We start from the raw sequence: 24,355 nt of genomic DNA, 5'->3' as shown, positions 1-24,355 counted from the left end.
CATTTCAAGCCGCCATGGGGCGGCTTTTGTTTTCTCTCGCTGGTTAAGCATTTAGTATTTTTATTTTAACTCAATGAACATGGTTGGCTTGATTCTCCGCATCATAGTTGCCGTCCTGCTGACGGCCGCTCATCCGCTTTGGGCGCAGATTCCAGACGAGACTTACGAACTGCCGAAACTCTCGGTCTATTCCGTTCAAGTCGCCAACCAGACCCCAGTGGCCACGTTTGCGATGCCGGTCTCCGGGTTGCAATTCGAGCCACGCGTGGACGTGCAGGCACGTAACCTGGCCGAAGGCCAGGCCGACGTCGCGATCCGTGGCGGAATTTTTGAAAATACGGGTTTCAAACTCGGCGCGCTCGGTCTGCACGATCCGCAGACCGGACATTACTTTGCCGAGCTTCCGGTCGCACCGGCCATGCTCACCACCCCTAGGGTGCTGACTGGGGCCGACAATGCCGCCGGGGGCTTCAATGCCCAGGTCGGGTCTGTTGCCTACGGTTGGCGCCCGATTTCGGCGCGGGGAGAACTCTCACTCGCAGCCGGCAGCGATGATTTGCACCGCCAGAGTTTCTACCAGGGTTTTGTGGCGGCGGATAAAGTGGCCGGCCGGACCCTCGCGGCCGACGTGGACCTTGCCCGCTCCCAGTCGGACGGCTCCGTGCCGTTCGGCGATCATATGTTCAAACGCATCGCCGGGCGCGTGCAGCTGGCGGGTGAGGGGAGTCAGACTGACCTTTTCGCCGGTTGGCAGGAAAAGTTCTTCGGTTGGCCCAATCTCTACACGCCCTTCGGTTTCAATGAGACGGAATTTCTGAAGACCGAGCTCTACGCATTCAACCACCGCGCCTGGACCTCGCCGGAAAACTACTGGCAAGTTGGCGCCTACTACCGGCGCAACTACGACGACTATGAGTTCAACCGCGCGGTGCCAGGTGCGTCCAATCCCTTCATCCACACCACCAGGGTCCGCGCGCTGGCGGCTGACGGCCGGCAGGAATTTGCAGGATGGGCGCTTGCTTACAATGTCCAGTTCCTGCGCGACAGCATCGAATCCACCTCACTGACCTTCGGGCCTTATCGCACCCGCGACTACTTCAAAATCTCAGTCGTGCCGGAGATCGCGACCGACACTGATAATGGTCGACTGACCCTCCGGGCTGGAGCCGCCTATGATGACACCGATCGTGACGACTCGGCCCTCTCCCCGGTATTGGAGGCAGCCCTGCGAGGTTCGTCCGGTGTTCGCTACTATGCGCAATATGCTGAAAGCAGCCAGGTCGCGACTTATACCGCCCTCAAATCCAATCCCGCCGCCGGACTCTTCCGCGGCAACCAAAACCTCGGGCGCGAATCCAGCCGCAATCTCGAAGCGGGCGTGGAGTTCGCCCGTGCTGGCTGGACGGTGCAGGCGGCGATTTTTCACCGGCAGGACGACGATCTCGTGGACTGGACCTTTCGCCAAGGCGTGACCGCCCGCACGGCCAATGCGGTGGACATCGACACGACCGGCCTGGAACTTGTCGCGATCTACAACACGCAGCGCTACGACCTGATCCTCAGCTACGCCTGCCTGAAAAAGGATGCGCATTACGGAGCGGCCACCGTGGATGCCAGTTTCTATGCGCTGAACTTTCCACGGCACCGGCTCACCGCAGCGCTGGTCGCCCGACTGGGCCGGGGATTCGAGCTGCGATTGGACAACGAATACCGTGTGCAGGAAGAAAACCTGCTGCGCACGGCTGGCGGCGATGAAGCCGTTCTGACTTCGGCCGGATTGTATTGGTTGCCTGCGTCGGTGCGCGGTCTCGAAATCTCGCTGCGCGTGGACAATCTCTGGGATGACGACTTTCAGGAAGTGCCGGCTGTGCCGGCGGCGCACCGCCAGTTCGCCGGAGGCGTCACTTGGCACTGGTGATCCGTCGCGGTCAATTCGGTTGACAGTGGCGGGACGCGCCCGGTCTGTTCGGGCCGATGGAAAACCCGTTTCTCCTGCGCTCGTTTCACATCCGCTGGTCGCAACTTACGCCTGATCTTGTCGTCTCCGCCGTGGATGCCGCCTTGGCGGATGCCGAATCGAGAATCGCCACCATCACGGCGCAAGGCCCCGAGGCGGCGGACTACGCCAACACATTCCTCGCACTCGAGCAGGCCACCGAGTTGCTGAATGAAACCTGGGCGAAGGTCACCCATCTGACCAGCGTGGCAGATTCGCCCGCACTGCGGGAAGCGCACAACGCCGCACTGCCAAAGGTATCGGCGTTCCAAGCCAAGATCCCTTTGAACGAGCCCCTGTGGATCCGGCTCAAGGCGGCGTCCCTGCGTCCTGCGGCGCAGGCCTTGGAGGGCGAACACCGTCGCTTCCTGGCCGAGACGCTGGCTGAATTCCGTCAGCAAGGAGCCGATCTGCCCAAGGAGAAGAAGGCGCGGCTTGAAGCGCTGCAGGCCCACCTCGCCCAGCTCACGCAGAAGTATTCTGAAAATGTCCTCGATGCCACCAATGCATGGGAGCTCATAGTGACCGATGTCGAGCGCTTGCGCGGGCTGCCGGCGCATGCCTTGGAGTCCGCGCGTCAGAGCGCCGCTAAGAAGGGCCTGGGCAGCGAAGAGAACCCGGCGTGGCGTTTCACGCTGCACATGCCCTCGCAGGAGCCGGCCATGCTCTACGCCGAAGACGAATCTCTGCGCCGTGAAATCTGGACTGCAGCGGTCGTGGTCGGCACGCAGGTTCCACATGCCAATCAGGAGCTGGTCCGGAAGATTCTGGCGCTTCGTCAGGAAAAAGCCGCTTTGCTCGGGCAGCCGCACTTCGCCGATTTAGTATTGGAGCGGCGCATGGCCAGAAACGGCGCCCAGGCGCTGGCTTTCATCAAGGATTTGCACTCGCGGGTGCAGGCGGCATTTGCCCGGGAGAGTCGCGAACTGGAGGAATTCAAGGCGCAGCAGACTGGGCAACCAGTATCACGGCTCGCCCCTTGGGAAACGGGTTTCTGGGCGGAGAAGCTGCGCAAGGCCCGCTACGATTTCGACGAGGAGCAGCTGCGGCCCTATTTTCCGTTGCCGGGCGTGGTCGCCGGCATGTTTGAGATCGCGCGGCGGGTCTTCGGTCTGCGGGTGACGGAGCTGCCGGCCGCGGCGGCCGAGACCTGGCACCCCGAGGTGAAGTTCTACGACATGCACGACGCCGCGGGCCGGCACGTGGGTTCGTTCTACGCCGACTGGCACCCACGCGAGTCGAAGCGGGGTGGGGCGTGGATGAACTACCTGATCACCGGCGGGCCGCAGCCCGATGGCCGGCGCGCGCCCCATCTCGGGCTCATTTGCGGCAACCTCACGCCGCCCGCGGGCGACCGGCCCGCCCTGTTGACGCACAACGAGGTGGAGACGATTTTCCACGAGTTTGGCCATCTGCTGCATCATCTGTTGGGTGAGGTTGGCATCAAGTCGCTCAACGGCGTGAACGTGGCCTGGGACTTCGTCGAACTACCCTCGCAGATCATGGAAAACTGGTGTTGGGAGCGTGAGAGTTTGGATCTCTTCGCGCGGCATCACGAGACCGGCGCGACGATCCCGGAGGAACTGTTTCGCCGGATGATCGCGGCTAAGAACTTCCGCAGCGCGTCGTTCACGATGCGCCAGCTCGCATTTGCCCGCATGGACCTCGACCTGCACCTGCACCCGGTCGAGGAGATGGGGTCGGATCTGGCGGCCTGGATCCGGGGACGCCTGCAGGGATACCTGACGCCAACGGAGCCGGCTTCGCCGACCATGGAAAACCGTTTCACCCATCTGTTCGCCGATCCGGTGGGTTACGCAGCTGGTTACTATTCCTACAAGTGGGCCGAGGTGCTCGATGCCGACGCCTTTACGCGATTTAAGCGCGAGGGTTTGTTTAACCCTGCGGTGGGCCGCGATTTCGTGAACCATGTGCTGAGCCGCGGGAACAGCGCCGAGCCCATGGAATTATTCAAGGCCTTCATGGGCCGCCCGCCCGACCTGCAGGCGCTACTCTTGCGTGCCGGGCTGGTTTGAGTGGCAGCGATTACAACGGATCCCGCCGTTTTCCAACGGGGTCGATTTCACTGGAAATCGGCTCCTCGATGATAATCTATTCCGCCCATAAACCCATTTAAACCATGATGCTCTGGATCCTACTCATCGCCATACCCATGCTGTTCGGCCTGTATGCGCAGTTCCGCGTGTCCAGCGCCTATAACAAAAACGTCCGTCTTCCATCGCGTGGACGGATCACCGGCCGAGAGGCCGCCGCTGCCGTGATGCAAAGCGCGGGCATTCACGACGTGGAAATTGTGCAGGTGCCCGGACAGCTGACCGATCACTACGATCCCATGAACAAACGCCTGGCGCTGTCCGAGCACAACTACCACGGTACCAGTCTCGCCGCGCTTGGTGTTGCCGCCCACGAGGCCGGCCACGCCATTCAGCACAAGGTAGGCTACTCGATGATGAAGGTTCGTCAGGTGCTCGTGCCCGCCACGCAGATTTCGGCCGGTGCTTCGCAGTTTCTGATTATTGCCGGCATTCTGCTCGGCGCCTCCAAGCTCGGTGGCATGTTTCTCATGCTGGGCGCCGTGGCGCTCACGGTCATCTGTTTCTTCCAGCTGGTCACCCTGCCGGTGGAGTTCGACGCCAGCAACCGCGCCAAGGCGCAGCTCGTGAACCTCGGCATCCTCGATCGCGATGAGATGCCCGGTGTGAGAGAGACGCTTGATGCCGCCGCGTTGACCTACGTGGCCGCCTTTGTGGCCTCCCTCGGCAGCTTGCTGCACATTTTGCTCATGCTGTTGGGCAGCCGGCGCGAGGAATGATCCGGGGCTCTACTGGGTGTCTCAACGCCAGCCTTCGGGCTGGCGTTTTTGTTTGGCGGAAGGGGAGGGATTCGAACCCCCGGAACCTTGCGGTTCAGCGGTTTTCAAGACCGCCGCAATAGACCACTCTGCCACCCTTCCGGAGTCGTTTCAGGCGAACAGTTTCGACTCGCAGCCTTGGCAAATTTACCGCTGTGTCGAGTCCGCAAACTTCGTCGCAGGGCCATGCGGCATGCAAAAGCACCATGGCCACCACCTCCGACCAAGTTCACGAAATGCAGGGGCTCTATGGGCCTTTTACCCTGGCCGAGCGAGTCGTGCAGAAAATCTGGTTGCGGCAGGACTTCGCGACCCATGATCTGCGGCTGATCGATGGGAGGACTTTGTCCATCCTGAGAGCCGGTGCGTGGAATCTACTCGCAGGTCCGGATTTTCGCGGGGCCCGGCTACGCATCGACGGCAGCGAGCTAACGGGAGACGTGGAAGTTCATTTTCGGGCAGGCGACTGGCGGGCTCACGGCCATGATGGCGATCCGGCATACGACAACGTGCGCCTGCACGTGGTGATGTTTCCGCCAGCCGATAACCAGACTGTCGCTCGGTCGCGGCGCGGTGAACCCTTGCCCACGCTGGTGTTGTTGCCGCTGCTCAACCGCGGACTGGAGGAATACGCATCAGATGACGCCTTGGAAAATCTCACGGCGCGCGATGCCGCAGAAAAACTGGCCGAACTGGCAGAGTTGCCGGCGAAGGAACTGCGCGGACATTTGCTCAAGCGGGCGCGCGGACGTTGGCAACAAAAGGTGCACTTTGTTTCCGTGCGTATGGCCAAACTCGGCTGGAGTGAGGCCGCGCATCACGCCGCGCTCGAAATTCTTGGCTACCGCCAGAATCGGGCGCCCATGCTTTCGGTTGCGACCCGCCACCCGTTGTCGGTCTGGCGGCACGGTCTCACGGCTGAGCAAATTTATGCCGAGACACCCGATGCTTGGCAGACCCAAGGTGTTCGTCCGGCCAACCATCCGCTGCGGCGCCTGCGGCAATATGCCGCATGGACCGGGCAGGTGCCAGATTGGCCGCAGCGCTTGATCAGTGGGTTTGCGGATCCAGCCCCGTTTTCTGCATTGGCGGGGGTGGGCGAGTGCCGCAAAAAGCTTGGACTCGCCCGCTGCCGGGAGCGAATAGCCATGGAACTGATGGGTCAGGCCGTGGGGGGCACCCGGTTGGACAATCTGGTATGCGATGGCTTGCTGCCATTGCTGGCGGCCAGGGCCGAGAGCGACTTTTGGCCGCTCTGGTTCAATTGGTTTGTCGGGGATGTGCCGGCGGAGGTCCGACAAGGGCTTGTCGCCCTCGGGCTCGCGGGAGCGGATGCCGGTCCGCGATGTCACGGTTGGGCCCAAGGTTTGCTCGGTTGGATTCTCGATCGCGATGCTCTTGCAAGTGGCTGACTGGCAAACCCCTTGCCGGGGCTTGACAAGAGTTTGCGCGGTTGGGTAGTTTTCACCCCCTACAACTAGTTCACTTTCCGAAAAGTGGGCCCTCGGGTCCGCTTTTTTTTTCCCATTAATCCAAACACATCATGAGCAGCGAAATCCTGTCCGTCCTCGAATACATGGAGAAGGAGAAAGGCATTCCCCGTGCCGACATGATCTCCACGATCGTCAATGCGATCAAGACGGCCGCCCTGAAAGGCGTGAATTCCGGCCAGGAGCTGAAGATCGAGATCAATCCCAAGAACGGCCAGCTCAAGGCTTGGTCCCTGCTCAAGGTTGTGGACTCCGTTTCGGATCCCAAGCTCCAGATCCATGTGGAGAAAGCCCAGGTCTTCAAGGCCGGGGTGATCGTTGGCGACACCATCGAGAAGGAAATCGATCCTTCCTATCTTGGCCGCATTGCAGCCCAGACCGCCCGTCAGGCCATCATGCAGCGTCTTCGCGCCTTTGAGAAAGAGCGCATTTATGACGACTTCAAGGACTCCGTGGGCGACATCGTGAGCGGCACCGTCCGCCGCCGGGAGCGCAACGATCTCTACATCGACCTCGGCAAGGCCGAGGCCATCATGCCCGGCAAGGAACAGGTTCCCGGTGAGGAGTATGCCCCCGGCGAACGCATCCGCTGTCTCCTGCTGGAGATTGAGAACAGCAGCCGTGGCCCCGAAATCATCCTCAGCCGCGCGAGTCCGAAATTTGTTCGCCGCTTGTTTGAACTCGAGGTCACTGAGATCGCCGACGGCACCGTCAAAATTGAGGCTTTCGCGCGCGAGCCCGGCTATCGCACCAAGATTGCCGTGACCAGCACCGACGCCAAAGTGGACCCGGTGGGTGCGTGCGTGGGCGCCCGTGGCGCCCGGGTGAAGAGCATCGTGCGCGAACTCGGCGGCGAGAAGATCGACATCATTCCCTATCACGCTGACACGAAGGAAATGCTCATCGAGGCGCTCAAGCCGGCCGTCCCGCGTGAAATCCACCTCGACGAGAAAAACAAGCGCATCCTCGTGCGCGTGGTGAACGACGACCTCGCCGTCGCCATCGGCCGCAAGGGCCAGAATGCCCGACTGACCTCCCGTCTTGTGGGCTGGCGGCTCGACATCGAGGAGTTCAAGACCACCGCCGCGGATCCGCGCGCGCAGGCCATCGGGTTGCTCGTCAGCACCTTTGGTTTCGAGAACTCCATCGCCGAGCGTCTCGTGGCCAATGGCATCAATTCTCCCGCCGCCTTCGAAGGCGTCGAGGCCGGCGATCTTGTCGGCATGGGCTTTAATGAACAGGAAGCCGCCGGCATTTTTGCCAAGGTTTCCGGCAGCTGAAACAACACCAAGTCAAACCCTCCAACCGACCCACGCGACCAACCCTGAATGAGTGCCCGTATCCACGAGATCGCCAAGCAATACAACATTGAGCCCAAGGAGATGCTTTCCTGGCTCAAGCAGCAGGGCTTTGTCGCAGCGGACACCAAGTCGGTTTCAAGCACGGTCAGCAAAATCTACTACGACGAGATCGCGAAGCAGTTCGCCAAGCCCGAGCCGGCTCCCGTCGAAGTGACTCCGGAGCCCGCCGCGCCCGCCGCTGTCGTGGAACCGGCCAGGGTGAAATTGCCGGCCGGCGTTTTCGTCAAATCTGCGCAGGACATCCAGCGCGAGAAGGACGAGGCGGCTAAGGCCGCCGCCGCGGCTCGAGCTGCGGCCAGTGCCACCGTGGTCTCGGCTCCGCCGGTCGTGGTGCCGAAGCCGATGCCGGCACCTGCCCCCATGGTGAAGTCCGCTCCGCTGCCTCCGCCCCCGGTCAGCGCTCCCCGGTTCGCGCCCGCGCCCGCTCAGGTTGCCAAGCCCGCCCCCGCCCCGATGATGCGTCCACCGGTTGCGCCGGCCCCGATGGCCAAAGCTCCGGTCGCACCCCCTCCGGTCCCCGCTGCTCGTCCGTTCGTTCCGCCGCCGTCTCCCGGGGCGAAGCCCACTTCTTTTGTTCAGCCTTCTCCGACCGCGCCGGCTGCCAGTTCGATGACGGTTACCGAAGAGGGTGGCGTCAAAATCATCCATCTCAAGCCGCCGATCATCGTTCGTGACTTCGCCGTCGCGCTGGGGCTCAAGCCCTTCAAGCTGATCTCTGAGCTGATGGAGATGAGCATCTTTGCGTCGATGAACCAATCCATCGACGAGGCCGTGGCCAACAAGCTGGCCGAGAAACACGGCTTCCTGCTCGACATCAAGCACCGTGGCGAGACGCAGGCGCCGGCCCCCACTCCCGAAAAGGTCAAACAGACCAAGGAGGAAAAAGCCCGCGAGGAAGACCTCAAGAATCTCGCTCCGCGTCCTCCCGTTGTCGTCATCATGGGGCACGTGGACCACGGCAAGACCTCGTTGCTCGATGCCATCCGCAAGGCCAATGTTGCCGCCGGCGAGGCCGGTGGCATCACGCAGCACATCGGCGCATATCAGATCGAGCACAACAATCGAAAGATCACCTTTCTCGACACCCCCGGTCACGCGGCTTTCACCAAGATGCGCGCCCGCGGCGCCTCGGTCACCGACATCGCGGTGCTCGTGGTCGCGGCGGACGACGGCTTCATGCCGCAGACCGATGAAGCGCTGAAGCACGCCCAGGACGCCAAGGTCGCGCTTATGGTCGCCGTCAACAAGATGGATGTGAAGGGCGCCAACCTTGATCGCGTTAAGCAGCAGATGCAGGAACGCCAAATCACACCCGAAGACTGGGGCGGCGAGATTGTCACGGTGCCGGTAGCCGCCATCAAGGGGCAGGGCATCACCGAACTGCTCGAAATGATCCTCCTGCAGGCTGACGTGCTCGAACTCAAGGCCAACCCCAAGGCGGAAGCCAGTGGCGTGGTCGTGGAGTCCGAGGTGGATGTTGGTCGCGGGCCGCTGGCCACGGTCATCGTCCAACGCGGCACGCTTCGCGTGGGCGATGCCATCGTCTGCGGTCCGCATTGGGCCAAGGTCCGTGCGATGTTTGACGACAAGGGCCAGAACATAAAGGAAGCCCCGCCGTCGATGCCCGTTCGCGTCATCGGCTGGTCCAGTTCGCCTGACTCCGGCTCCAAGTTCATGGCCGTGAAGAATGCTCGCGAGGCTGAAAATCTGGCCGAGGAAGAGGAGCACCGCCAGAAAAAGGAGGCTGTCTCCGCTGCTGCGGCGCCGAAGGATACCTCGCTCGATGCACTGTTCGCCAACATCGCGGCCGTGCAGGCCAAGACGCTCAAGGTCGTCCTCAAGTCGGATGTTTACGGCTCCGTGGAGGCTGTGCGCAATGTGCTCGAAGGCATCAAGAGCGCCAAGGTTTCGCTGGAGGTTGTGTCCGCCGAAGTCGGCATCATTACCAAGAATGACGTGCTGATGGCCGCGCCCTCCAAGGCGACTATCATTGGCTTCAACACCAAGCAGGAAAACGGCGTGACCGCCTTGGCCAAGCACCACGGTGTCACCATTGAAAGCTTCGAGATCATCTACGAACTCGGGGATCGTGTGCGCGAGATGATGGCCGATCTGCTCGAACCGGATCTTAAGGAGAACAAGCTCGGTGGTGCCGAGGTCCGTCAGGTCTTCCCCGTCGCCAAGGGTTTTGTCGCCGGCTGCCTTGTCACCGAGGGCAAGGTCAACCGTGGTATCACCGCGCGCGTTCGTCGCGGCAAGGAAATCATGTTCGAAGGCAAGGTCGGCACGCTCCGCCGCTTCAAGGACGATGCCAACGAGGTCCGCGCCGGACTCGAATGCGGTATTCGCCTCGACGGCTACGACGGCTATCAGCCGGGCGATCGCATCGAGTGTTACGAGATCCAAAAGGTCAGGGCTTCGCTCTGATTCCTCCCTGACTTCCTGGGCCACGGTTCCATTCCGTTCCGCCATGAGCAACCGACTCCTCCGCGTCAATGAGCTGATGAAGCGCGAAATCAGCGCCTACCTGCGCAAGCGCTACACCAGCGAGTCCGTGGCCGTCACCATCACCGGTGTCGATGTGACGGGCGATCTGCGCGAGGCGAAGGTTTACTACGCCGTGGCGGGTGATGAGGCGGAGGCCGAGCGCAAGGGCAAGTGGTTGCGCGGCAAGCTGCGCGAGATCCGTGAGATGGTCGCCAAGTCCGTTGTCATGCGGCACGTGCCGTTGCTGACTTTCGTCCACGATAACGCCGCCCCCCGGGCGCTGCGCATCGAGCAGCTGCTGTCGGAGATTGATCGCAAGGAGAAGCAGCCGTGATCCATTACCCGCGATTCGCCGCCCGGTTCGCCGTGCTGGTCTCCGAACTGCGGGGCAAGCAGGTGACCGTGATCGGGCACCAGCGTCCGGATGCGGATTGTATCGGCTCGCAGGTGGCGGTCTGCCGGGTCTTGCGGACCAACGGGGTCGACGCCGTGTGCGTGAATCCCGACAAGGTGCCGCGGCGCATCAAGTTTCTGGTGGGTGATACGCCCTTTTTCATGCGGGATGAAATCGCTCCGCAGGGTCGCTTGGCGGTTTTTACCGACTGCGCCGACCATGGCCGGGCGGGGGATAAAGTCCGCGAGATGTACCCCGCGCCGATCGCCTGCTTTGACCACCACATTTCAAACCAAGGATTTGCCCGCTTTGATTTTGTGGACACCGCTTCCTCCGCCACCGCTGAGGTGCTCACGGGACTTTTTCTCGATGCCGATCTGGAGATCGACCGGGTAACCGCCCAGGCGCTCTACACCGGCATCATGACCGACACCGGCCAATTCAGGTTTGCCTCGACCTCCGAGCGGGTTTTCCGGCTTTGCGCCGAGCTCGTCGCCCGGGGAGCCGACCCGGCGCTGGCCGGGGCCGAGCTCTATGAACGCGAATCCTTCGGCAAACTCAAGCTGCTGCAGCATTTCCTCGGCTCGTTGAAGATGGAGTGTGGCGGCCGGGTCTGCATCGGGGTGCTGCCGCAGGGCATTTTCGACAGCATTGGCGCCAGCGTGGAGGACACCGAAGGTTTGGTAGACTACGCCCGCAGCATCGAGGGCGTGGAGATCGGCGTGCTTATCGAGGAGCGCACGGGCACGATCAAGGCCAGCCTCCGCGGCATGCAGAGCGTTTATCGCATGGACACCATTGCAGCCCAGTTCGGCGGGGGCGGTCACGCCAACGCCGCCGGACTCAACTGGCCCGGCTCGCTCGCCGAATTTTATCCGCGCCTCATCGCCGCCCTCACCCAGCGCCTCAACGAGGTGGACGCCGCCCTGCAATGAGCTTCGCTCCCGTCAAGGAAATGGAGGGCGTTCTCCTCGTGGACAAGCCGCAGGGGCTGACCTCGCACGACGTCGTTTATCGGCTGCGGCGCAAGCTCTCGATGAAGAAAATCGGGCATGCCGGCACGCTTGATCCCATGGCGACCGGCGTGCTGATCATGCTCATCGGCAAGGCCACGCGCATCTCGCAATACCTGATGAGCGTGGACAAGGCTTACGAGGGCGAGGCCACGTTCGGGGTGGTCACTGATTCGCAGGACGCCGAGGGCGAGGTCCTGACCACGGTGCCCGTGCCGCCGCTCACCGAGGCGCAGGTCCGCGAGGTCATGAAGGGATTTCTCGGCGACCAATACCAGATTCCGCCCATGCATTCGGCCATCAAGGTCGACGGCGTGCCGCTCTACAAAATGGCGCGCAAGGGCGAGGAGATCGAACGCGAGCCGCGCTTCATCCGCGTGATGGCGTTCGAGCTGCTCACATTCACCCCGCCCAAACTGACCTTCCGCCTGCTCTGCACCAAGGGCACCTACGTGCGCACCGTCGCCCACGATCTCGGCCAGAAGCTCGGTTGCGGCGCGCACCTCTCGGCGCTGCGGCGCACGGCGAGCGGCAAGTTCGGCATCGCCCAGTGCCTGACGCTCGACGAGATCGAGGCTTTGCCTTTGCCGGAGATAGAAAAGCGGCTGATTCCCGTTTACGAAGCGGCGCCGCGCGTGGCCCAGTGAGCGGCTTGCTCCAGTGTGACGGCTTGGAGGCGGCGCACCTGCCGGCCAAGCCCCTGCATCTGGCCATCGGTATTTTTGACGGGCTCCACCTCGGCCATCAATCTGTGATTGAAGCGGCGATCCATTCGGCGCGGCGGTGCGGCGGACTGGCCGGCGTGCTGACGTTCTCGCCGCATCCCAGTGTGTTGCTGCGGCCCGAAAGCCCCACGCGCCTGCTCATGCCGCCGGCGATGAAGCGGACCGTGCTGGCTCGGCTGGGCGTGGATGTGCTCATTGAGCACCCCTTCACCCCGGCCTACTCAGCCGTATCCGCGGATGAGTTTGTGCCGCATCTGCGGAATCATTTGCCGAATTTGGCGGCCATCTACGTCGGCGAAAATTGGCGCTTCGGACGCGGTCGCACGGGTGATGTCGCCCTGCTCGTGGCGGAGGCGCAAAAAGTTGGTCTGTCGGTTTTCAGCGCCCCGAGGCTCAATCACAATGGTGCCGCCATCAGCAGCTCGCGCATCCGCGAACTGCTCACCAAGGGTGAAATTACCGCCGTGAATGCCATGCTCGGCTATACCTATTTCACCGACGGGGTGGTGGAGCGCGGCCGCCAGCTCGGACGGACGATCGGCTTCCCGACCCTGAATGTGGCGTGGGAGCCCGAATTGCCGCCGCGCTTCGGGGTCTATGCGGTCGAGGTTTTGGCCGGTCAAAATCGCCCGGTTAAGGCGGTCGCCAACTACGGGCTCAGGCCGACCGTGGCGCAGACATCCAGGCCGTTGCTGGAAGTGCATTTGTTGGAGGCCTCGCCGCTTGCTTATGGCGACAAAGTGACCGTCAACTGGCTGCATTTCCTCCGGCCCGAGAGCAAGTTCGGCAGCTTGGACGAGCTTCGCAAGCAGATTGAAAAGGACCGTCGGTCGGCCTTGGACTTCTTCGCCAAATCAGCGGGGAGTTAATTTCCAAACGACGCTTGACAGGGTATACCGCAAACCTACGGTTCGGCCTCTTTCCCAAGTTTTGGGGTGGTAGCTCAGTTGGTTAGAGCGTCTGCCTGTCACGCAGAAGGCCGCGGGTTCGAGTCCCGTCCATCCCGCCAGTTTAAAAACCCGAACGGCATCCCGTTCGGGTTTTTCTTTGGGGACGGCGCGATGGACGGAACATCCGGGTGCGCGTGGGCGTCCTTGACCGTCATGGAAACCAGCCGGCTGGGAGCATTGACCTCGAAAATTCGGGGTGTTTTGTGGCCTGACAGTCGAGGCTCGGTCCCGGAGACTTAGCTCAACCGCCCTTTTACCCCATGAAACTACACTCCTTGTTCCTTCGCGCAGTCAGCTGCGCGTTCGCCCTGCTCACGGCCTCGGTTCTGTCCGCCGCCGACAAGCCCCTGAAAGTGGGCTTTGCCCAGACGGGTGCCGAAAGCGCCTGGCGCACGGCCAACTCCAACTCGATGAAGAACGAGGCGGCCAAACGAGGCATCGACTTCAAGTTTGCCGACGGCCAAGGCAAACAGGAGAACCAGATCCGCGCCATCCGCTCCTTCATTGCGCAGCGCGTTGACGCCATCGTGCTCGCGCCGATCGTCGAGACGGGCTGGGACCCGGTGCTCCGCGAGGCCAAGCGTGCGGGCATACCGGTCGTGCTGATCGACCGCACCATCCAGACGGCCGATGAGTCGCTTTACGCCTGCTTCATCGGATCGGACTTCTACGAAGAAGGCCGCATGGCCGCCGACTGGCTGGCCAAGAAAGTCAACGGGACCGGCAGCATAGTCGAACTGCAAGGCACTCCGGGCTCCGCGCCGGCCAACGAACGTCGCCGTGCCTTCGGCGATGCCATTGCGAAATACCCCGGCCTGAAGATCATCGACTCGCAGAGCGGAGACTTCCGTCGCGCCGGCGGCAAGGAGGTCATGGAGGCCTTCCTCAAAAAGCACGGCAAGGCGATCAACATCGTCTATGCCCACAACGACGACATGGCGCTGGGTGCGATCCAGGCGATCGAGCAGGCCGGTCTCAAGCCCGGCCAGGACATCATCATCGTCTCTATCGACGCGATCAAGGAGGCCATCCAGGCCGTCATCGACGGCAAAATCAACTGCACCGTCGAGTGCAACCCGCTCTTCGGTCCCAAGGTTTTCGACACCATTGCGCGCATGCGCGCCGGCGAAAAGGTTGAGCGCAAGTCCTTCAACAAAGACGAGCTGTTCGACTCCACCAACGCCTCGGCGGTGATCGCCTCCCGCGAGTATTGAGCCCGGTTCATGGTGTCGGCCCTTCTTGAGCTTCGTGGCGTGGGCAAGCGCTTTCCCGGCGTGGTGGCCCTCTCCGGGGTGGACTTCACCGTGCGCCGGGGCGAAATCCACGCCCTGCTCGGCGAGAACGGCGCCGGCAAATCCACGCTGATCAAGGTTCTCACCGGGGTGCATCCGGCCGACGCAGGCGAGTTCCGCCTCGAAGGCCGGTCCATTGCCCCGCACACCCCGCGCGAAGCCGAGGAGGTTGGCATCAGCACCGTTTACCAGGAGGTCAACCTGGTCTCGTCGCTTTCCGTGGCTGAGAACATCACACTCGGTCGCCAGCCGGGCCGCGCCGGTTTACTGAACTGGCGGGCCATCCGCCGCCGGGCCGAAACGGCGCTGGCGCGGCTGGAGATGACCTGTGACGTCGATGCCGAACTAGGCTCCCTGTCGGTGGCACACCAGCAGATGGTCGCCATTGCGCGCGCCCTCGACACCCAGGCGAAGCTGCTGATCCTCGACGAACCAACCGCCAGTCTCGACGAGCGTGAGGTGGCCGAGCTGTTCAAGGTGATGCGCAAACTTCGCGATGAGGGCATGGGCATCATCTTCGTTACCCATTTTCTCGATCAGGTCTATGCGGTGACCGACCGCATCACCGTCCTGCGCAACGGCGCCCTGGTGGGCGAATATGCGACGGCGGAACTGCCTCGGCTCGCCCTGGTGGGCAAGATGCTCGGACGTGAAATCAGTGCGACCGCTCCGGCAATGGCATCGGTCGCGGCAACCCAGGCGCAGGCGCCGGTTCTGGCGGCCCGCAATTTGGGCCGGCGAGGTTCCGTTGCGCCTCTGGACCTGACCCTGCATCCCGGCGAAGTCATCGGCTTGGCGGGTCTGCTCGGCTCCGGTCGCACGGAGACGGTCCGGCTCGTCTTTGGCATCGACGCGGCTGACTCCGGCGAAATCGCGATCAAGGGGGCCGCTTGCCGGATCGACTCCCCGCGGGACGCCGTGCGGCTGGGGCTGGCCTTCTGTTCGGAGGACCGAAAGGCCGAAGGCATTCTGCCGAATCTCTCGGTGCGCGAGAATCTCATCGTGGCGCTGCAGGGCAAACGCGGCGCGCTCCGCCGCCTCTCGCGTGAGGAACAGGAAAAATTGTGCGAACACTACATCAAGGCGCTGCGGATCAAGACCGCCGATGCCGAGGTGCCGATCAAGAATCTCTCGGGGGGCAACCAGCAGAAGGTCCTGTTGGCGCGCTGGCTCGCCACCCAGCCCGCCGTGATCATCCTCGACGAGCCCACGCGCGGCATCGATATCGGGGCCAAGGAGGAGATTGAAAATCTCATCGCCAAGTTGCGGGCTGACGGCTTGGCCGTCCTGTTCATATCCTCAGAGATCGAGGAGGTGGTGCGCACCTGCTCGCGCGTCATGGTCATGCGCGAGCGACGGTTCACCGGCGAAGTCACCGGCGACGGCATCACGACCGGGCACTTAATGGCCATGATGGCCGGCACCCATGAGCAGCAAACCTGACTCAATCCGCACCGCCAATCCCGTGCGTTGGCCCCTCATCGGTCTGGCTGCGCTCGTGCTGCTCAACGCCGTGTTCAATCCGGCTTTCCTAAAGATCACGGTACTGGACGGGAATCTTTATGGCACACCCATCGACATCCTGGTGCAAGGTTCGCGCACGATGCTGGTCGCGCTCGGCATGACGCTCGTCATCGCCACGGGCGGCATTGATCTGTCGGTCGGCTCGGTGGTGGCGATTTCGGGAGCGGTTTGTGGCACTCTGCTGGTGGGGGGGCACGGACTCGCGGTCACGCTGGCCGCGGCGCTGGCCGCGGGATTGCTGGCGGGTGGCATCAACGGATTGCTCATCGCCCGGCTCGGCCTGCAGCCCATCGTGGCGACTCTGATCCTTATGGTCGCGGGTCGCGGTGTGGCCCAGCTGATCGTGGACGGCCAAGTGGTGATTATTGCCAACCCGACCTTCGAATACTTCTCCAACGGATTTTTCCTCTCGCTGCCGGTTTCCCCGCTGCTGGTGGGTGCAATGTTTGTCCTGACACATCTGGCTTTGCGCCAGACCGCGGTCGGCCTGTTCATCGAGGCCGTGGGCGACAATGAGAAGGCCAGCCGCTTCGCCGGTCTGGCCGCCGCGCGGATCAAGGCACTGGCCTACGTTTTCTGCGGCGGTTGCGCGGGCCTCGCCGGTATCCTGACCGCGTCGAACATACGGGCGGCCGATGCCTATCGCGCTGGTGAAAACATGGAGCTGGACGCCATTTTCGCCGTGGTGGTGGGCGGCACGGCCCTGAGCGGCGGACGTTTCCTGATCCTCGGCACGGCGATCGGTGCGCTGTTGATCCAAACCCTGACGACCACCATGTATAACCTTGGCGTGCCTCCCGCGGTGGCTCCGGTGCCCAAGGCCCTGCTCATCATCGGGGTGTCCTTGCTGCAGTCGGATCGGGTTGGCCGGTGGTTGCGCGGCCTCTGGCCGAAGAAGGAGGCGGCATGAGTTCGCTCGCCACCCGATTCCAGCGTCAGTTGCCGCTGCTCACCACGGCTTTCATCTTCGCCGCCTTGTTTGGTGTCGCCGCCTTTTCCTATGAGGGCTTTTTCAGTGCCCGCACCATCACGAGTCTGCTGACCGACAACGCCTTTGTGGGCATCGCCGCGGTCGGCATGACGCTGGTCATCTTCGCCGGCGGCATTGACCTGTCGGTGGGTGCGGTCATCGGTTTCACGGCCATCTTCACGGCCACGCTGATCGAGCAGAAACACATGGCACCGCCTCTGGCGTGGGCGCTCGGCCTTTTCGCCGGTTCCGGACTTGGCGCGTTCATGGGTAGCCTGATTCATTTTTTCCGGCTGCCACCGTTTCTCATCACGCTGGCGGGCATGTTTCTCGCGCGCGGCGCGGCGTTCTGGATCACTACCGAGTCCGTTGGCATCAACCACGAGCTCTACAACCGGATCACCGCCTATGAACTGCCTTTGAGTGAAACCGGACTGAGCGCCAGTGCCCTGATGTTGCTCGGCATGCTGTTGTTGGGCTACTTTATCGGCCATCACACACGGTTCGGGCGCAACCTACTCGCCGTCGGCGGCAACGAGCAGTCGGCTCTGCTCATGGGCCTGCCGGTCGGTGCGACCAAAATTTCCGTGTATGCCTTCAACGGCTTCTGTGCCTCGCTGGCCGGCATCGTGGCGACGCTCTACACCGGCTCGGGTAACCCCAGTCTGGGCATTGGCCTGGAACTTGATGCGATCGCCATTGTGGTCATCGGCGGCACGCTCCTCACCGGCGGTCGCGGGCACATCGCCGGCACGTTGCTGGGCATCCTTATCTTCGGCACCATCCAGGCCGCCATCCTGTTCGACGGCCGGTTGAGTTCCTGGTGGGTGCGGATTTCGGTGGGGGTGCTGCTCCTTGTTTTCATTTTGGTGCAACGGACCCTGGCCCAGCAGTTGGTAGCCAGGAAGACGGTGGCCTGATTGCTTTCGGCGCATTTGATTCTTTTGCGCTTCCTGTAGCACATTGCCATGGTTGTCGGATATTCTGACAATATGCGCGTAGTCGTCAGTTAGGTGTTTGCGCGCTAAATGTATATTGCCCTGCACAGCAGTAATATAAAACAAATGCTAACGCTGGCATTTTGTATGCTAACGCGTGGTGCATGAAACACCGTCTTATCGCCGTCCTCGTCTTGGCATCCCTCGCAGTTAATCAGCTCCATGCGGTGCAATGGCCGCCTTCGGTGCCTGATTCCGGCGGCACCATCGGGTTTCTTGCTCTCGGTCTTCTCGCCGTCATCGCTCTGCGCCGCAAGCTCACCAAATAATTTTTCATCGTCTGTCTCCCGCACGGAGACGGTTTGATCGTATCGGCACTCCCGCTCGGAGTGCCATTTTTATGTTCGTGAACTGCGCGCCAGGTTCGCGGCACGCAGCACCGGGAAACTGTGGCGTCAGCCTTTTTTGATCGGCTGCCAATGCCAATAGGTCAGGCATCGCCAGATCCACTCAACCGGGCCGTAGCGGAAATGAGTCAACCAAGCCTTGCTTCCGATTGCCAGAGTCAGGAACAGCGCCGCGGAGAACAGCAGCAGCAGAGGCGGATTCAGGCGCAGGTTCAACCCGTAGGTTGCGCAGGCAAAGTCGATCACCACGGCGTGCAGGATGTAATTGGTCAGTGCCATGCGCCCGACCCAGCCGAGAGGCGCCAAAATCGCGGCTCCGGCCGGTCTCGTGGCGAGCAGCAAGGTAATGCCCCCGATCCACGTAAAGGCCAGGAACTGCTCGTCGATAAAACCCAGACCCGTGTGCAACCGGTAACCGATCCGCGGCGTGATCACCTGCTCGGGCAGGAGGGGAAGCAGCCACCATGCAGCCGCCCAAGCGGTCGCTCCTGCCAACATGAAGCCTAGGATGAGACGGCGGTGTTTAACTGCTTCGGTGAAAATACGGTGCCGGATCGCAAGCAGACCGAGGATGAAGAACGTAAGATAAATGCCGGGTGTCAGTCGTTCCGCGCTGATCAGACTGCCGAGCATGTGTTGCACGCGGCTTTTCACGACCGCGACATATTCGGGACTGGCGAGTGCCTGCTCCTTTTGCTGAAGGGAGAGCCACCAGGTCTGCTGGCTGGAAATCTCCTGGTTCCTGGCCGTCTCCCATCCTTGGGTAAGAACCGCATAACTGCTGTCGGCCAAATCCCGGATGGAGAACGAAGCTGCGCAGATTGCTGCTACGACAAGCAGGGTGCGGGTGGGATAGGTTCTCAGAAAAAGCAGAGCCACGCCCCAAAAGGCGTATTCGCGCAGAATGTGGAATCGCGTGAAGGCTTCCACAAAGAATCCGATCAGGTAAAGCACCGCCAGTCGGCGCAGAAACACCGGGAACACCGGCTGGTGGCGCGCCTCGATTCGGCCCATCATCACCGCGAAACTCACCCCAAAGAGCAGCGCGAAGATGGCGCGATCCTTCTCTGCCACCAAATGGATGATCGCCCAGCCCGCGGGATTTTCCGGCCAATGGGGAGCCAGGGCCGCCATCATCTTCTGGCCGTGGGCGAGGATCATGCCCAGCACCGCCAGGCCGCGCAGAATGTCCAGGATGACCAGTCGCTCCTCCGGAACGGCGGGTGTGCCGTTGGCGCCTTGCATGGGATTGTCCGGATCTTGGCTCAACCGTGGCAGGTTGCCTGCCCGGTAAGAGCTTCGCCAGCCGATTGTCCCGCCGGAGTCGGTCAGTGCCGCATCATTGCGGCCGCTGTTTCTTCGAACCGTTCAGCACCTGCTGCCACATCCGCGCTTCATCGGTCACACCGTATCGGCTGAGCCGGTCGAATATTTCGGGCTCGGTCGGCTCGGCCACGATGTGTTTCGCATCGGCGGGAAACTCCGGGCGCACGGCGCGGCAAATCGCCCAGCAGGCCCAGATGCGCCAGCGACGCTGTTCGCGGCGCGGCTCGTTCATGCGGTCGGCGAGATGCTGGAAATGCACGCGCGGGTTGCCAATGAAGACATCCGCGGGTGTGTGTCGCAGGAACCAGGCCTGTGCGGCGTACGGCAACGGCCACTGTTGCAGGACCACTTCATCGCCCCGCAGGTCGGCGCCGAGGGCGCGGTCGATTGCAAGCACCGCCCTGGCGGCCAAGCCGCGCTGCCAGAGATGATGGGCGTAGATGAGCGCCGTCAGGTAAAAGCCGGCGTCGCGCGCCTCGCCATGCGCCGTGAGTGCACTGGCATCCATCCGCTCCGGCGGGACCGGCAGATAGGGGCAGGGCGGCAGCGGGCGGGTCATGCGCAAAGGTCCCCGCCAGCTGCCGGTGGCTCAAGTTTAACTTGGCGGGCACGCGGGCGTCGCCGCCATGCAGGCCCGGTGTCGGATCAGAAGTTTGGATAAACCGTGATGCTCTGGCCGGGCTCGATCACGAAATCGGGACCGGTGCTCCAGGTGAGGTCGTTGACCAGCACCTTGAAGGTGACCGGCTTGGTGGCCTTGTTGATCGAAGCGGTCCAGAGGCTGTGGCCGACATTGTCCATGACGAGACCCTTGTCCCAGCTGAGGCCCGGGCCTTCACCGCGGAGGGTGAGGTGGTTGCCGAAACCAATGTCGATCTGAGCGGAAATGAACGTGGCCGGCGGCTCGGCGGCGGCGGATTTCTTCTTGGCGGGGGCGGCCGGTTTCTTGGCGGGAGCTTTGGCCACAGGGGCGGCTTTCTTGGCGGGCTTGGCGGCGGCGGACTTCGGAGCGGACTTTTTCATGTTTTGATTTCTGTTACAGGTTAAGGGAAGGAGAGGCTGTATCCCCCCTCCGTCCGGTAAGTCGCAACAGCAAATTAGGGGCCAATATTGCGATTGGGTTAAATCACGCTGTGAGAGCGGGAAACGCGGGAGGAAAATTGTGTTTTACTCCGACCGGAGCGTCCCTCACAAAGACCGCTCGCTTGGGGGCCGGTAGCTCAGTTGATAGAGCGCGTCGTTCGCAACGACGAGGTCGTCGGTTTGATCCCGATCCGGTCCACCAGCCTTCGCTCGCCGAGCTACGGCTAGGCAAGCCAGCCTTCCAAGACACCGAGCCAGCTAAATCTCACGCGGGGCTTGGTGAAGGCTGCCGCGCCGAAGCCCAACGGGTGCACGCGGGCCTCGGTCACTGGGCTCAAGAATGACTCAAAGATAACGACGGGTCGAATCACCAAGGGCGGATTCGCCGACGTCCATATTCTGGAATCCTTGGCCTCAATCGGAGGCTTTTATGTCGGTTTGACCGACGATCTGACCACCCGGCTGGCCAAGCACATTTCCGGAGGCGTTCCCCATATGGCCAAGCACCGCGCTTGGTGCATCAAAACGGCCGTTGCGTTCCGCGACCGAAACAAGGCCGCGGCCTTCGATAAGTACCTCAAATCAGCTTCGGGCGGGCATTCAGCCGAAAGCGACTCGAGCTGCGACGTCTTCGCCTCAATTGTCCGCAATCTGATCGTCCGTGAGCCGGCCCTGTAGTTTACGGCGCAGCTTTTGCTCCTCGATCTCGGATTTCAGTCGGGCGGCGAAGAGCTGCAGCCGTCGGCGGGTGTCGAGCTCCTCCAGGAGGGTCTGCTTGAAATCCCCGTCCTCGCACAGGTTGAAGGCCGCGACGTCGGCGAAGGTGTCGACATCTTCGATGCTTTCCAGGAACTGGGTCATGCCCTTCGGCGCAGGCGTGCCGAGGCGGCGGCGCAGGTTGAGCAGGCGCATGACCTCGAGGCGTTCGTTCTCCAGCTGCGCGTGGTTGCCGCCGCTCACGGTCGCCAGCGGCCGCACCGAGATCAGCCGGTATGGGTGTTCACGTAAAATGGATTGGATCTCGACGCGGCACATACCTTGCAGGAGCAGGTTGGAGGTGTCGTTGTCAGCCTTCTGGCAGGCGCGGATGATGCCGATGGTGGCGATGGTGTGTGCGGGTTCGATGGCGTCGGCCGTGGCCGCGGGATCGAGGCGCGCCACGGCGAACAGCCGGTCGCGGGCGAGCACATCGCGGAGCATCTGCCGATAGCGGGGCTCGAAGATGTGCAGCGGCAGCAGCGCCTGCGGGAAGAACACCGTGTTCGGCAGTGTCATCACGGGCACGGTCTCGGGCACATGGAGCGATTCCATGGCGATCAGTGAAACGGTCCGACCCGGTTTATCAACCGTTGATGAGGCGCTGGATCTCCTTCATCAGATCCTGCAACGGCGCGGTCTTGCTGACGTAGCACGAGATCTTCCACTTGAGGTTGTCCTCGATGACGTTCGAATCGAAGAGCACGCCGGTGAGCAAGATGACCGGGGTGCGAGGCAGCACCACCCGCAGCTGCTCGATCAGCTGGAGACCGTCGGTGTCCTCCAGCTGCAGGTCGGAGATGATGAGGTGCGGTGCCTCCTTCTCAACAAGGCTCTTGGCCTGGTGGGCGTTGCTGGCGGTGCTCACGCGGTAGCCGTGGGCGGAAAGGTATTCCTGGAGCAGGTCGAGGATCGGCTGCTCGTCGTCGATGACGAGGATGTGCCGCCCGGAGCGTGGCGCAGGGGGCGTCAGGCCGGAGGTGTCGAACGGGGGACGGGTGGCGCTCATGAGGAGGAAGGAGCCTGAGTTTGAAGGACGACGACGCCGCCGACGACCTTGTCGCGGTCACGGAGCGGATAGATGTTGATGCGCACCGGCACGGTTTGTCCACCCTTGGTGGAGACAATACCCGGTTTGTCACGCAATTCGTGGCCGTCGGCCAGCGCGCGGGCCAGCGGGTCGAAGGTCGCGGGTGCGCCGTTGCCGTCGGCGGGTCGCAACACGGTGGAGAGCGGCTTGTCGATCAGGCTGGACGGTTCGTGGCCGGTCAGATGCACGGATGCGGGGTTCATGCGCGAGACGTTCATCAGGCGGGTGATGACGAAAACCGAGTCGGAGATCGAATCGATGATGAGCAGGTTATAGCGGTTTTGGTGCTCCAGAGCCTGCTTGGCCCAGCGGTCCTCGATGTTTTGGGAAAGGAGCTTCTGGTTCGCCACGGTGAGCTCGGCGGTGCGTTGTCGGACCTTTTCCTCGAGTTCCTCGTTGGACTGCTGCAGCAGGCGGGCGGCGCGGCGGCGGGCGGCGAGGTCGTCGCGGATCAGCCAGGCAGCGCCGATGAGCAGCAGAATGTTGAAGACGAGGCCGCCGATCACGGTCCAGCGGGTGGTCTGGGCCTGCTGGAAGGAGGCGCGGTCGCGCTCCGAGAGCAGGTTGGTCTGGTGCTCACGGACCCGCTCGATGAGCCGGCCGAGCTCGTGTTGCTCACCGCGCGCGGCGTCTTCGGCGAGGGCGCTCTTCAGGGCGGCCTGGTCGCCGGTGTTTCTCAAGGTGGCTAGGCGGCTGGCGTGGGAGGCGCGGCGTTCGAGCAGATCGGCCACGGGGGCGAAAAGCTTTTGTTCCTCGGGTGCCCGGGCGGTCAGCGCGCGGATCACATCCACCTTCTCGCCGAGTTCCGCGAATTTTTCCTGGTAGGCGGACTGGTCGCGGGTGTCGGCGGTCAGCAGGTATTTGTTCAGGTCGCCTTCGGCGGCGAGCAACGTGGGCTGAAGGGCATCGAGCTCGTTGATCAGCGCGTGGGTGTGGTTGACCCAGTCGCTGGTGGCCACCGAGCGGCTGAGGTTGCGCAGCGACGCGACCACGACGAAGACCAGCACGGCGAGGATCAGCGTGAAGAACACCAGCACCCGGCGGTAGGTGCGGTCGTCCTGCAGGGGAATGGGACCGGGATCAGTCGACATTGAAGGGTGAGGATTGGGGTGGGGAGGCCGTTTCAGCACCGCCGGTCTGCGAAACCGTGGCGATCATCGTCTTGCGCCGGGTCGAGTAGGAGTAGGTGAATTCCGATGCCGTAGTCCAACTGGCTTCGAGCGATTGCGCAACCTTGGATGCGATGTCCCGGAGATCCGGACCGGAGCGGGTGAGGGTGAAAAACACATTGCGGTTGTTGTAGTCCAGGTAGGCCTTGACCTCGTTCACGTAGCACACGGCATGGGCGACGCGGCCGGCGAGCCGGACGTGGATGAGGCGGGTGGTATAACCGTGCTGGGCGAGGACATGGGCGGCCAACACGGAGTAATCGTCACAATCCCCCCGTTTCCGCGCCAGAAATGTGTCGGCGGATTGGATCGGCGCGTTGAACTCGTAGCCGAATCCGCCGAAGTAGGCCGCGAATTTCTTGGGCGTCAGCTTGGGCTGCGTGAGCAACTCCTCCAGCGTGACCGCCCCGAGCTTCACCGGCAGGCTGAAGCCGCCCGCGATCAGGCAAAGCCAGAGCAGGCCCCGCGCGGGCCGGAAGAAGGTATGCAGCTCCTTGGACAAGGTTGCGTTT

General features: G+C 62.6%; 23 protein-coding genes and 3 tRNA genes. 18 read left to right on the top strand and 8 right to left on the bottom strand.

Annotated elements, in window-relative coordinates; genetic code table 11:
- Positions 1-73: 73 nt before the first annotated feature.
- The 3 genes from ESB00_RS14030 to ESB00_RS14020 all read left to right on the top strand — a co-directional run bounded on the left by ESB00_RS14030 (position 74) and on the right by ESB00_RS14020 (position 4,829).
- On the top strand, positions 74-1,918 hold the full coding sequence (locus ESB00_RS14030; protein WP_129048419.1) for a TonB-dependent receptor domain-containing protein: 1,845 nt from the start codon (positions 74-76) through the stop codon (positions 1,916-1,918).
- Between the two features lie 56 nt (positions 1,919-1,974).
- Positions 1,975-4,032 carry a M3 family metallopeptidase gene (locus ESB00_RS14025; RefSeq protein ID WP_129048418.1) on the top strand — a complete coding sequence of 686 codons (2,058 nt, stop codon included), beginning with the start codon at positions 1,975-1,977 and terminating at the stop codon, positions 4,030-4,032.
- Positions 4,033-4,136: 104 nt separating this feature from the next.
- Positions 4,137-4,829 carry a zinc metallopeptidase gene (locus tag ESB00_RS14020; protein WP_218938764.1) on the top strand — a complete coding sequence of 231 codons (693 nt, stop codon included), beginning with the start codon at positions 4,137-4,139 and terminating at the stop codon, positions 4,827-4,829.
- Positions 4,830-4,882: 53 nt separating this feature from the next.
- Here ESB00_RS14020 and ESB00_RS14015 read toward each other — a convergent pair.
- Positions 4,883-4,970: transfer RNA gene (locus ESB00_RS14015), tRNA-Ser, on the bottom strand.
- Positions 4,971-5,074: 104 nt separating this feature from the next.
- Between ESB00_RS14015 and ESB00_RS14010 the strand changes: the two genes are divergently transcribed.
- The 13 genes from ESB00_RS14010 (at position 5,075) to ESB00_RS13950 (ending at position 18,341) form a co-directional block, all read left to right on the top strand.
- A complete protein-coding gene (locus ESB00_RS14010; RefSeq protein ID WP_129048417.1) occupies positions 5,075-6,280 on the top strand; it encodes a DUF2851 family protein in 1,206 nt (401 codons plus the stop codon).
- 131 nt (positions 6,281-6,411) lie between these two features.
- Complete coding sequence (nusA, locus tag ESB00_RS14005; protein ID WP_129048416.1) at positions 6,412-7,638, top strand: transcription termination factor NusA; 1,227 nt, start codon at positions 6,412-6,414, stop codon at positions 7,636-7,638.
- A gap of 48 nt (positions 7,639-7,686) precedes the next feature.
- Positions 7,687-10,146, top strand: coding sequence for a translation initiation factor IF-2 (gene infB, locus ESB00_RS14000; RefSeq protein WP_129048415.1), 2,460 nt, complete (start codon positions 7,687-7,689; stop codon positions 10,144-10,146).
- Between the two features lie 43 nt (positions 10,147-10,189).
- Positions 10,190-10,540, top strand: coding sequence for a 30S ribosome-binding factor RbfA (rbfA, locus tag ESB00_RS13995; RefSeq protein ID WP_164976222.1), 351 nt, complete (start codon positions 10,190-10,192; stop codon positions 10,538-10,540).
- Complete coding sequence (locus ESB00_RS13990; protein WP_246026493.1) at positions 10,537-11,535, top strand: DHH family phosphoesterase; 999 nt, start codon at positions 10,537-10,539, stop codon at positions 11,533-11,535. Before rbfA ends, ESB00_RS13990 begins: the two co-directional genes overlap by 4 nt.
- On the top strand, positions 11,532-12,260 hold the full coding sequence (gene truB, locus ESB00_RS13985; protein WP_129048413.1) for a tRNA pseudouridine(55) synthase TruB: 729 nt from the start codon (positions 11,532-11,534) through the stop codon (positions 12,258-12,260). Before ESB00_RS13990 ends, truB begins: the two co-directional genes overlap by 4 nt.
- Positions 12,257-13,207 carry a riboflavin biosynthesis protein RibF gene (ribF, locus tag ESB00_RS13980; RefSeq protein ID WP_129049906.1) on the top strand — a complete coding sequence of 317 codons (951 nt, stop codon included), beginning with the start codon at positions 12,257-12,259 and terminating at the stop codon, positions 13,205-13,207. Before truB ends, ribF begins: the two co-directional genes overlap by 4 nt.
- Positions 13,208-13,270: 63 nt before the next feature.
- A tRNA-Asp gene (locus ESB00_RS13975) sits at positions 13,271-13,347 on the top strand.
- Between the two features lie 201 nt (positions 13,348-13,548).
- Complete coding sequence (locus tag ESB00_RS13970) at positions 13,549-14,502, top strand: ABC transporter substrate-binding protein (RefSeq protein ID WP_129048412.1); 954 nt, start codon at positions 13,549-13,551, stop codon at positions 14,500-14,502.
- Between the two features lie 9 nt (positions 14,503-14,511).
- Entirely contained in the window at positions 14,512-16,023 is a 1,512-nt protein-coding gene (locus tag ESB00_RS13965) for a sugar ABC transporter ATP-binding protein (RefSeq protein WP_129048411.1), read from the top strand.
- Positions 16,007-17,014, top strand: a complete 1,008-nt coding sequence (locus ESB00_RS13960; RefSeq protein ID WP_218938763.1) for an ABC transporter permease — start codon at positions 16,007-16,009, stop codon at positions 17,012-17,014. Before ESB00_RS13965 ends, ESB00_RS13960 begins: the two co-directional genes overlap by 17 nt.
- Positions 17,011-17,994, top strand: coding sequence for a galactofuranose ABC transporter, permease protein YjfF (gene yjfF, locus ESB00_RS13955; RefSeq protein ID WP_129048410.1), 984 nt, complete (start codon positions 17,011-17,013; stop codon positions 17,992-17,994). The genes ESB00_RS13960 and yjfF overlap by 4 nt, the downstream gene beginning before the upstream one ends.
- Positions 17,995-18,176: 182 nt before the next feature.
- Positions 18,177-18,341 (top strand): VPDSG-CTERM sorting domain-containing protein, encoded by a 165-nt coding sequence (locus ESB00_RS13950; protein ID WP_129048409.1) that lies wholly within the window; start codon positions 18,177-18,179, stop codon positions 18,339-18,341.
- Positions 18,342-18,467: 126 nt separating this feature from the next.
- Here the strand turns inward: ESB00_RS13950 and ESB00_RS13945 are convergent, their stop codons facing one another.
- From ESB00_RS13945 to ESB00_RS19715, 3 genes are all read right to left on the bottom strand, one after another.
- A complete protein-coding gene (locus tag ESB00_RS13945) occupies positions 18,468-19,664 on the bottom strand; it encodes a DUF418 domain-containing protein (RefSeq protein WP_129048408.1) in 1,197 nt (398 codons plus the stop codon).
- A 94-nt stretch (positions 19,665-19,758) separates the two neighbouring features.
- Positions 19,759-20,304 (bottom strand): hypothetical protein, encoded by a 546-nt coding sequence (locus ESB00_RS13940; RefSeq protein ID WP_246026492.1) that lies wholly within the window; start codon positions 20,302-20,304, stop codon positions 19,759-19,761.
- 86 nt (positions 20,305-20,390) lie between these two features.
- On the bottom strand, positions 20,391-20,768 hold the full coding sequence (locus ESB00_RS19715; protein WP_164976221.1) for a hypothetical protein: 378 nt from the start codon (positions 20,766-20,768) through the stop codon (positions 20,391-20,393).
- A 186-nt stretch (positions 20,769-20,954) separates the two neighbouring features.
- Here ESB00_RS19715 and ESB00_RS13930 point away from each other — a divergent pair.
- Positions 20,955-21,030 (top strand) — tRNA-Ala (locus ESB00_RS13930).
- Between the two features lie 74 nt (positions 21,031-21,104).
- Entirely contained in the window at positions 21,105-21,506 is a 402-nt protein-coding gene (locus tag ESB00_RS13925; protein ID WP_218938762.1) for a GIY-YIG nuclease family protein, read from the top strand.
- On the opposite strand, the gene ESB00_RS13920 is transcribed toward ESB00_RS13925, so the two are convergent.
- Genes ESB00_RS13920 through ESB00_RS13905 form a run of 4 tightly spaced genes read right to left on the bottom strand, consistent with a single transcriptional unit; the run spans position 21,465 to position 24,345 of the window.
- Positions 21,465-22,139, bottom strand: a complete 675-nt coding sequence (locus ESB00_RS13920) for an LON peptidase substrate-binding domain-containing protein (protein ID WP_129048406.1) — start codon at positions 22,137-22,139, stop codon at positions 21,465-21,467. The genes ESB00_RS13925 and ESB00_RS13920 overlap by 42 nt on opposite strands.
- A gap of 31 nt (positions 22,140-22,170) precedes the next feature.
- A complete protein-coding gene (locus tag ESB00_RS13915) occupies positions 22,171-22,593 on the bottom strand; it encodes a response regulator (RefSeq protein ID WP_129048405.1) in 423 nt (140 codons plus the stop codon).
- Positions 22,590-23,765 (bottom strand): CHASE3 domain-containing protein, encoded by a 1,176-nt coding sequence (locus ESB00_RS13910; protein ID WP_129048404.1) that lies wholly within the window; start codon positions 23,763-23,765, stop codon positions 22,590-22,592. Before ESB00_RS13910 ends, ESB00_RS13915 begins: the two co-directional genes overlap by 4 nt.
- The gene (locus ESB00_RS13905; protein ID WP_129048403.1) at positions 23,755-24,345 is read right to left on the bottom strand and encodes a transglutaminase-like domain-containing protein; all 591 of its coding nucleotides are present in this window, start codon (positions 24,343-24,345) and stop codon (positions 23,755-23,757) included. Before ESB00_RS13905 ends, ESB00_RS13910 begins: the two co-directional genes overlap by 11 nt.
- Positions 24,346-24,355: the final 10 nt, after the last annotated feature.

This window comes from Oleiharenicola lentus, from assembly GCF_004118375.1.
In the GTDB taxonomy this organism is placed as follows: Bacteria; Verrucomicrobiota; Verrucomicrobiia; order Opitutales; family Opitutaceae; genus Lacunisphaera; species Lacunisphaera lenta.
The sequence above is the reverse complement of the archived record's forward strand: the minus strand, read 5'-3'. Positions and strand labels throughout refer to the sequence as shown.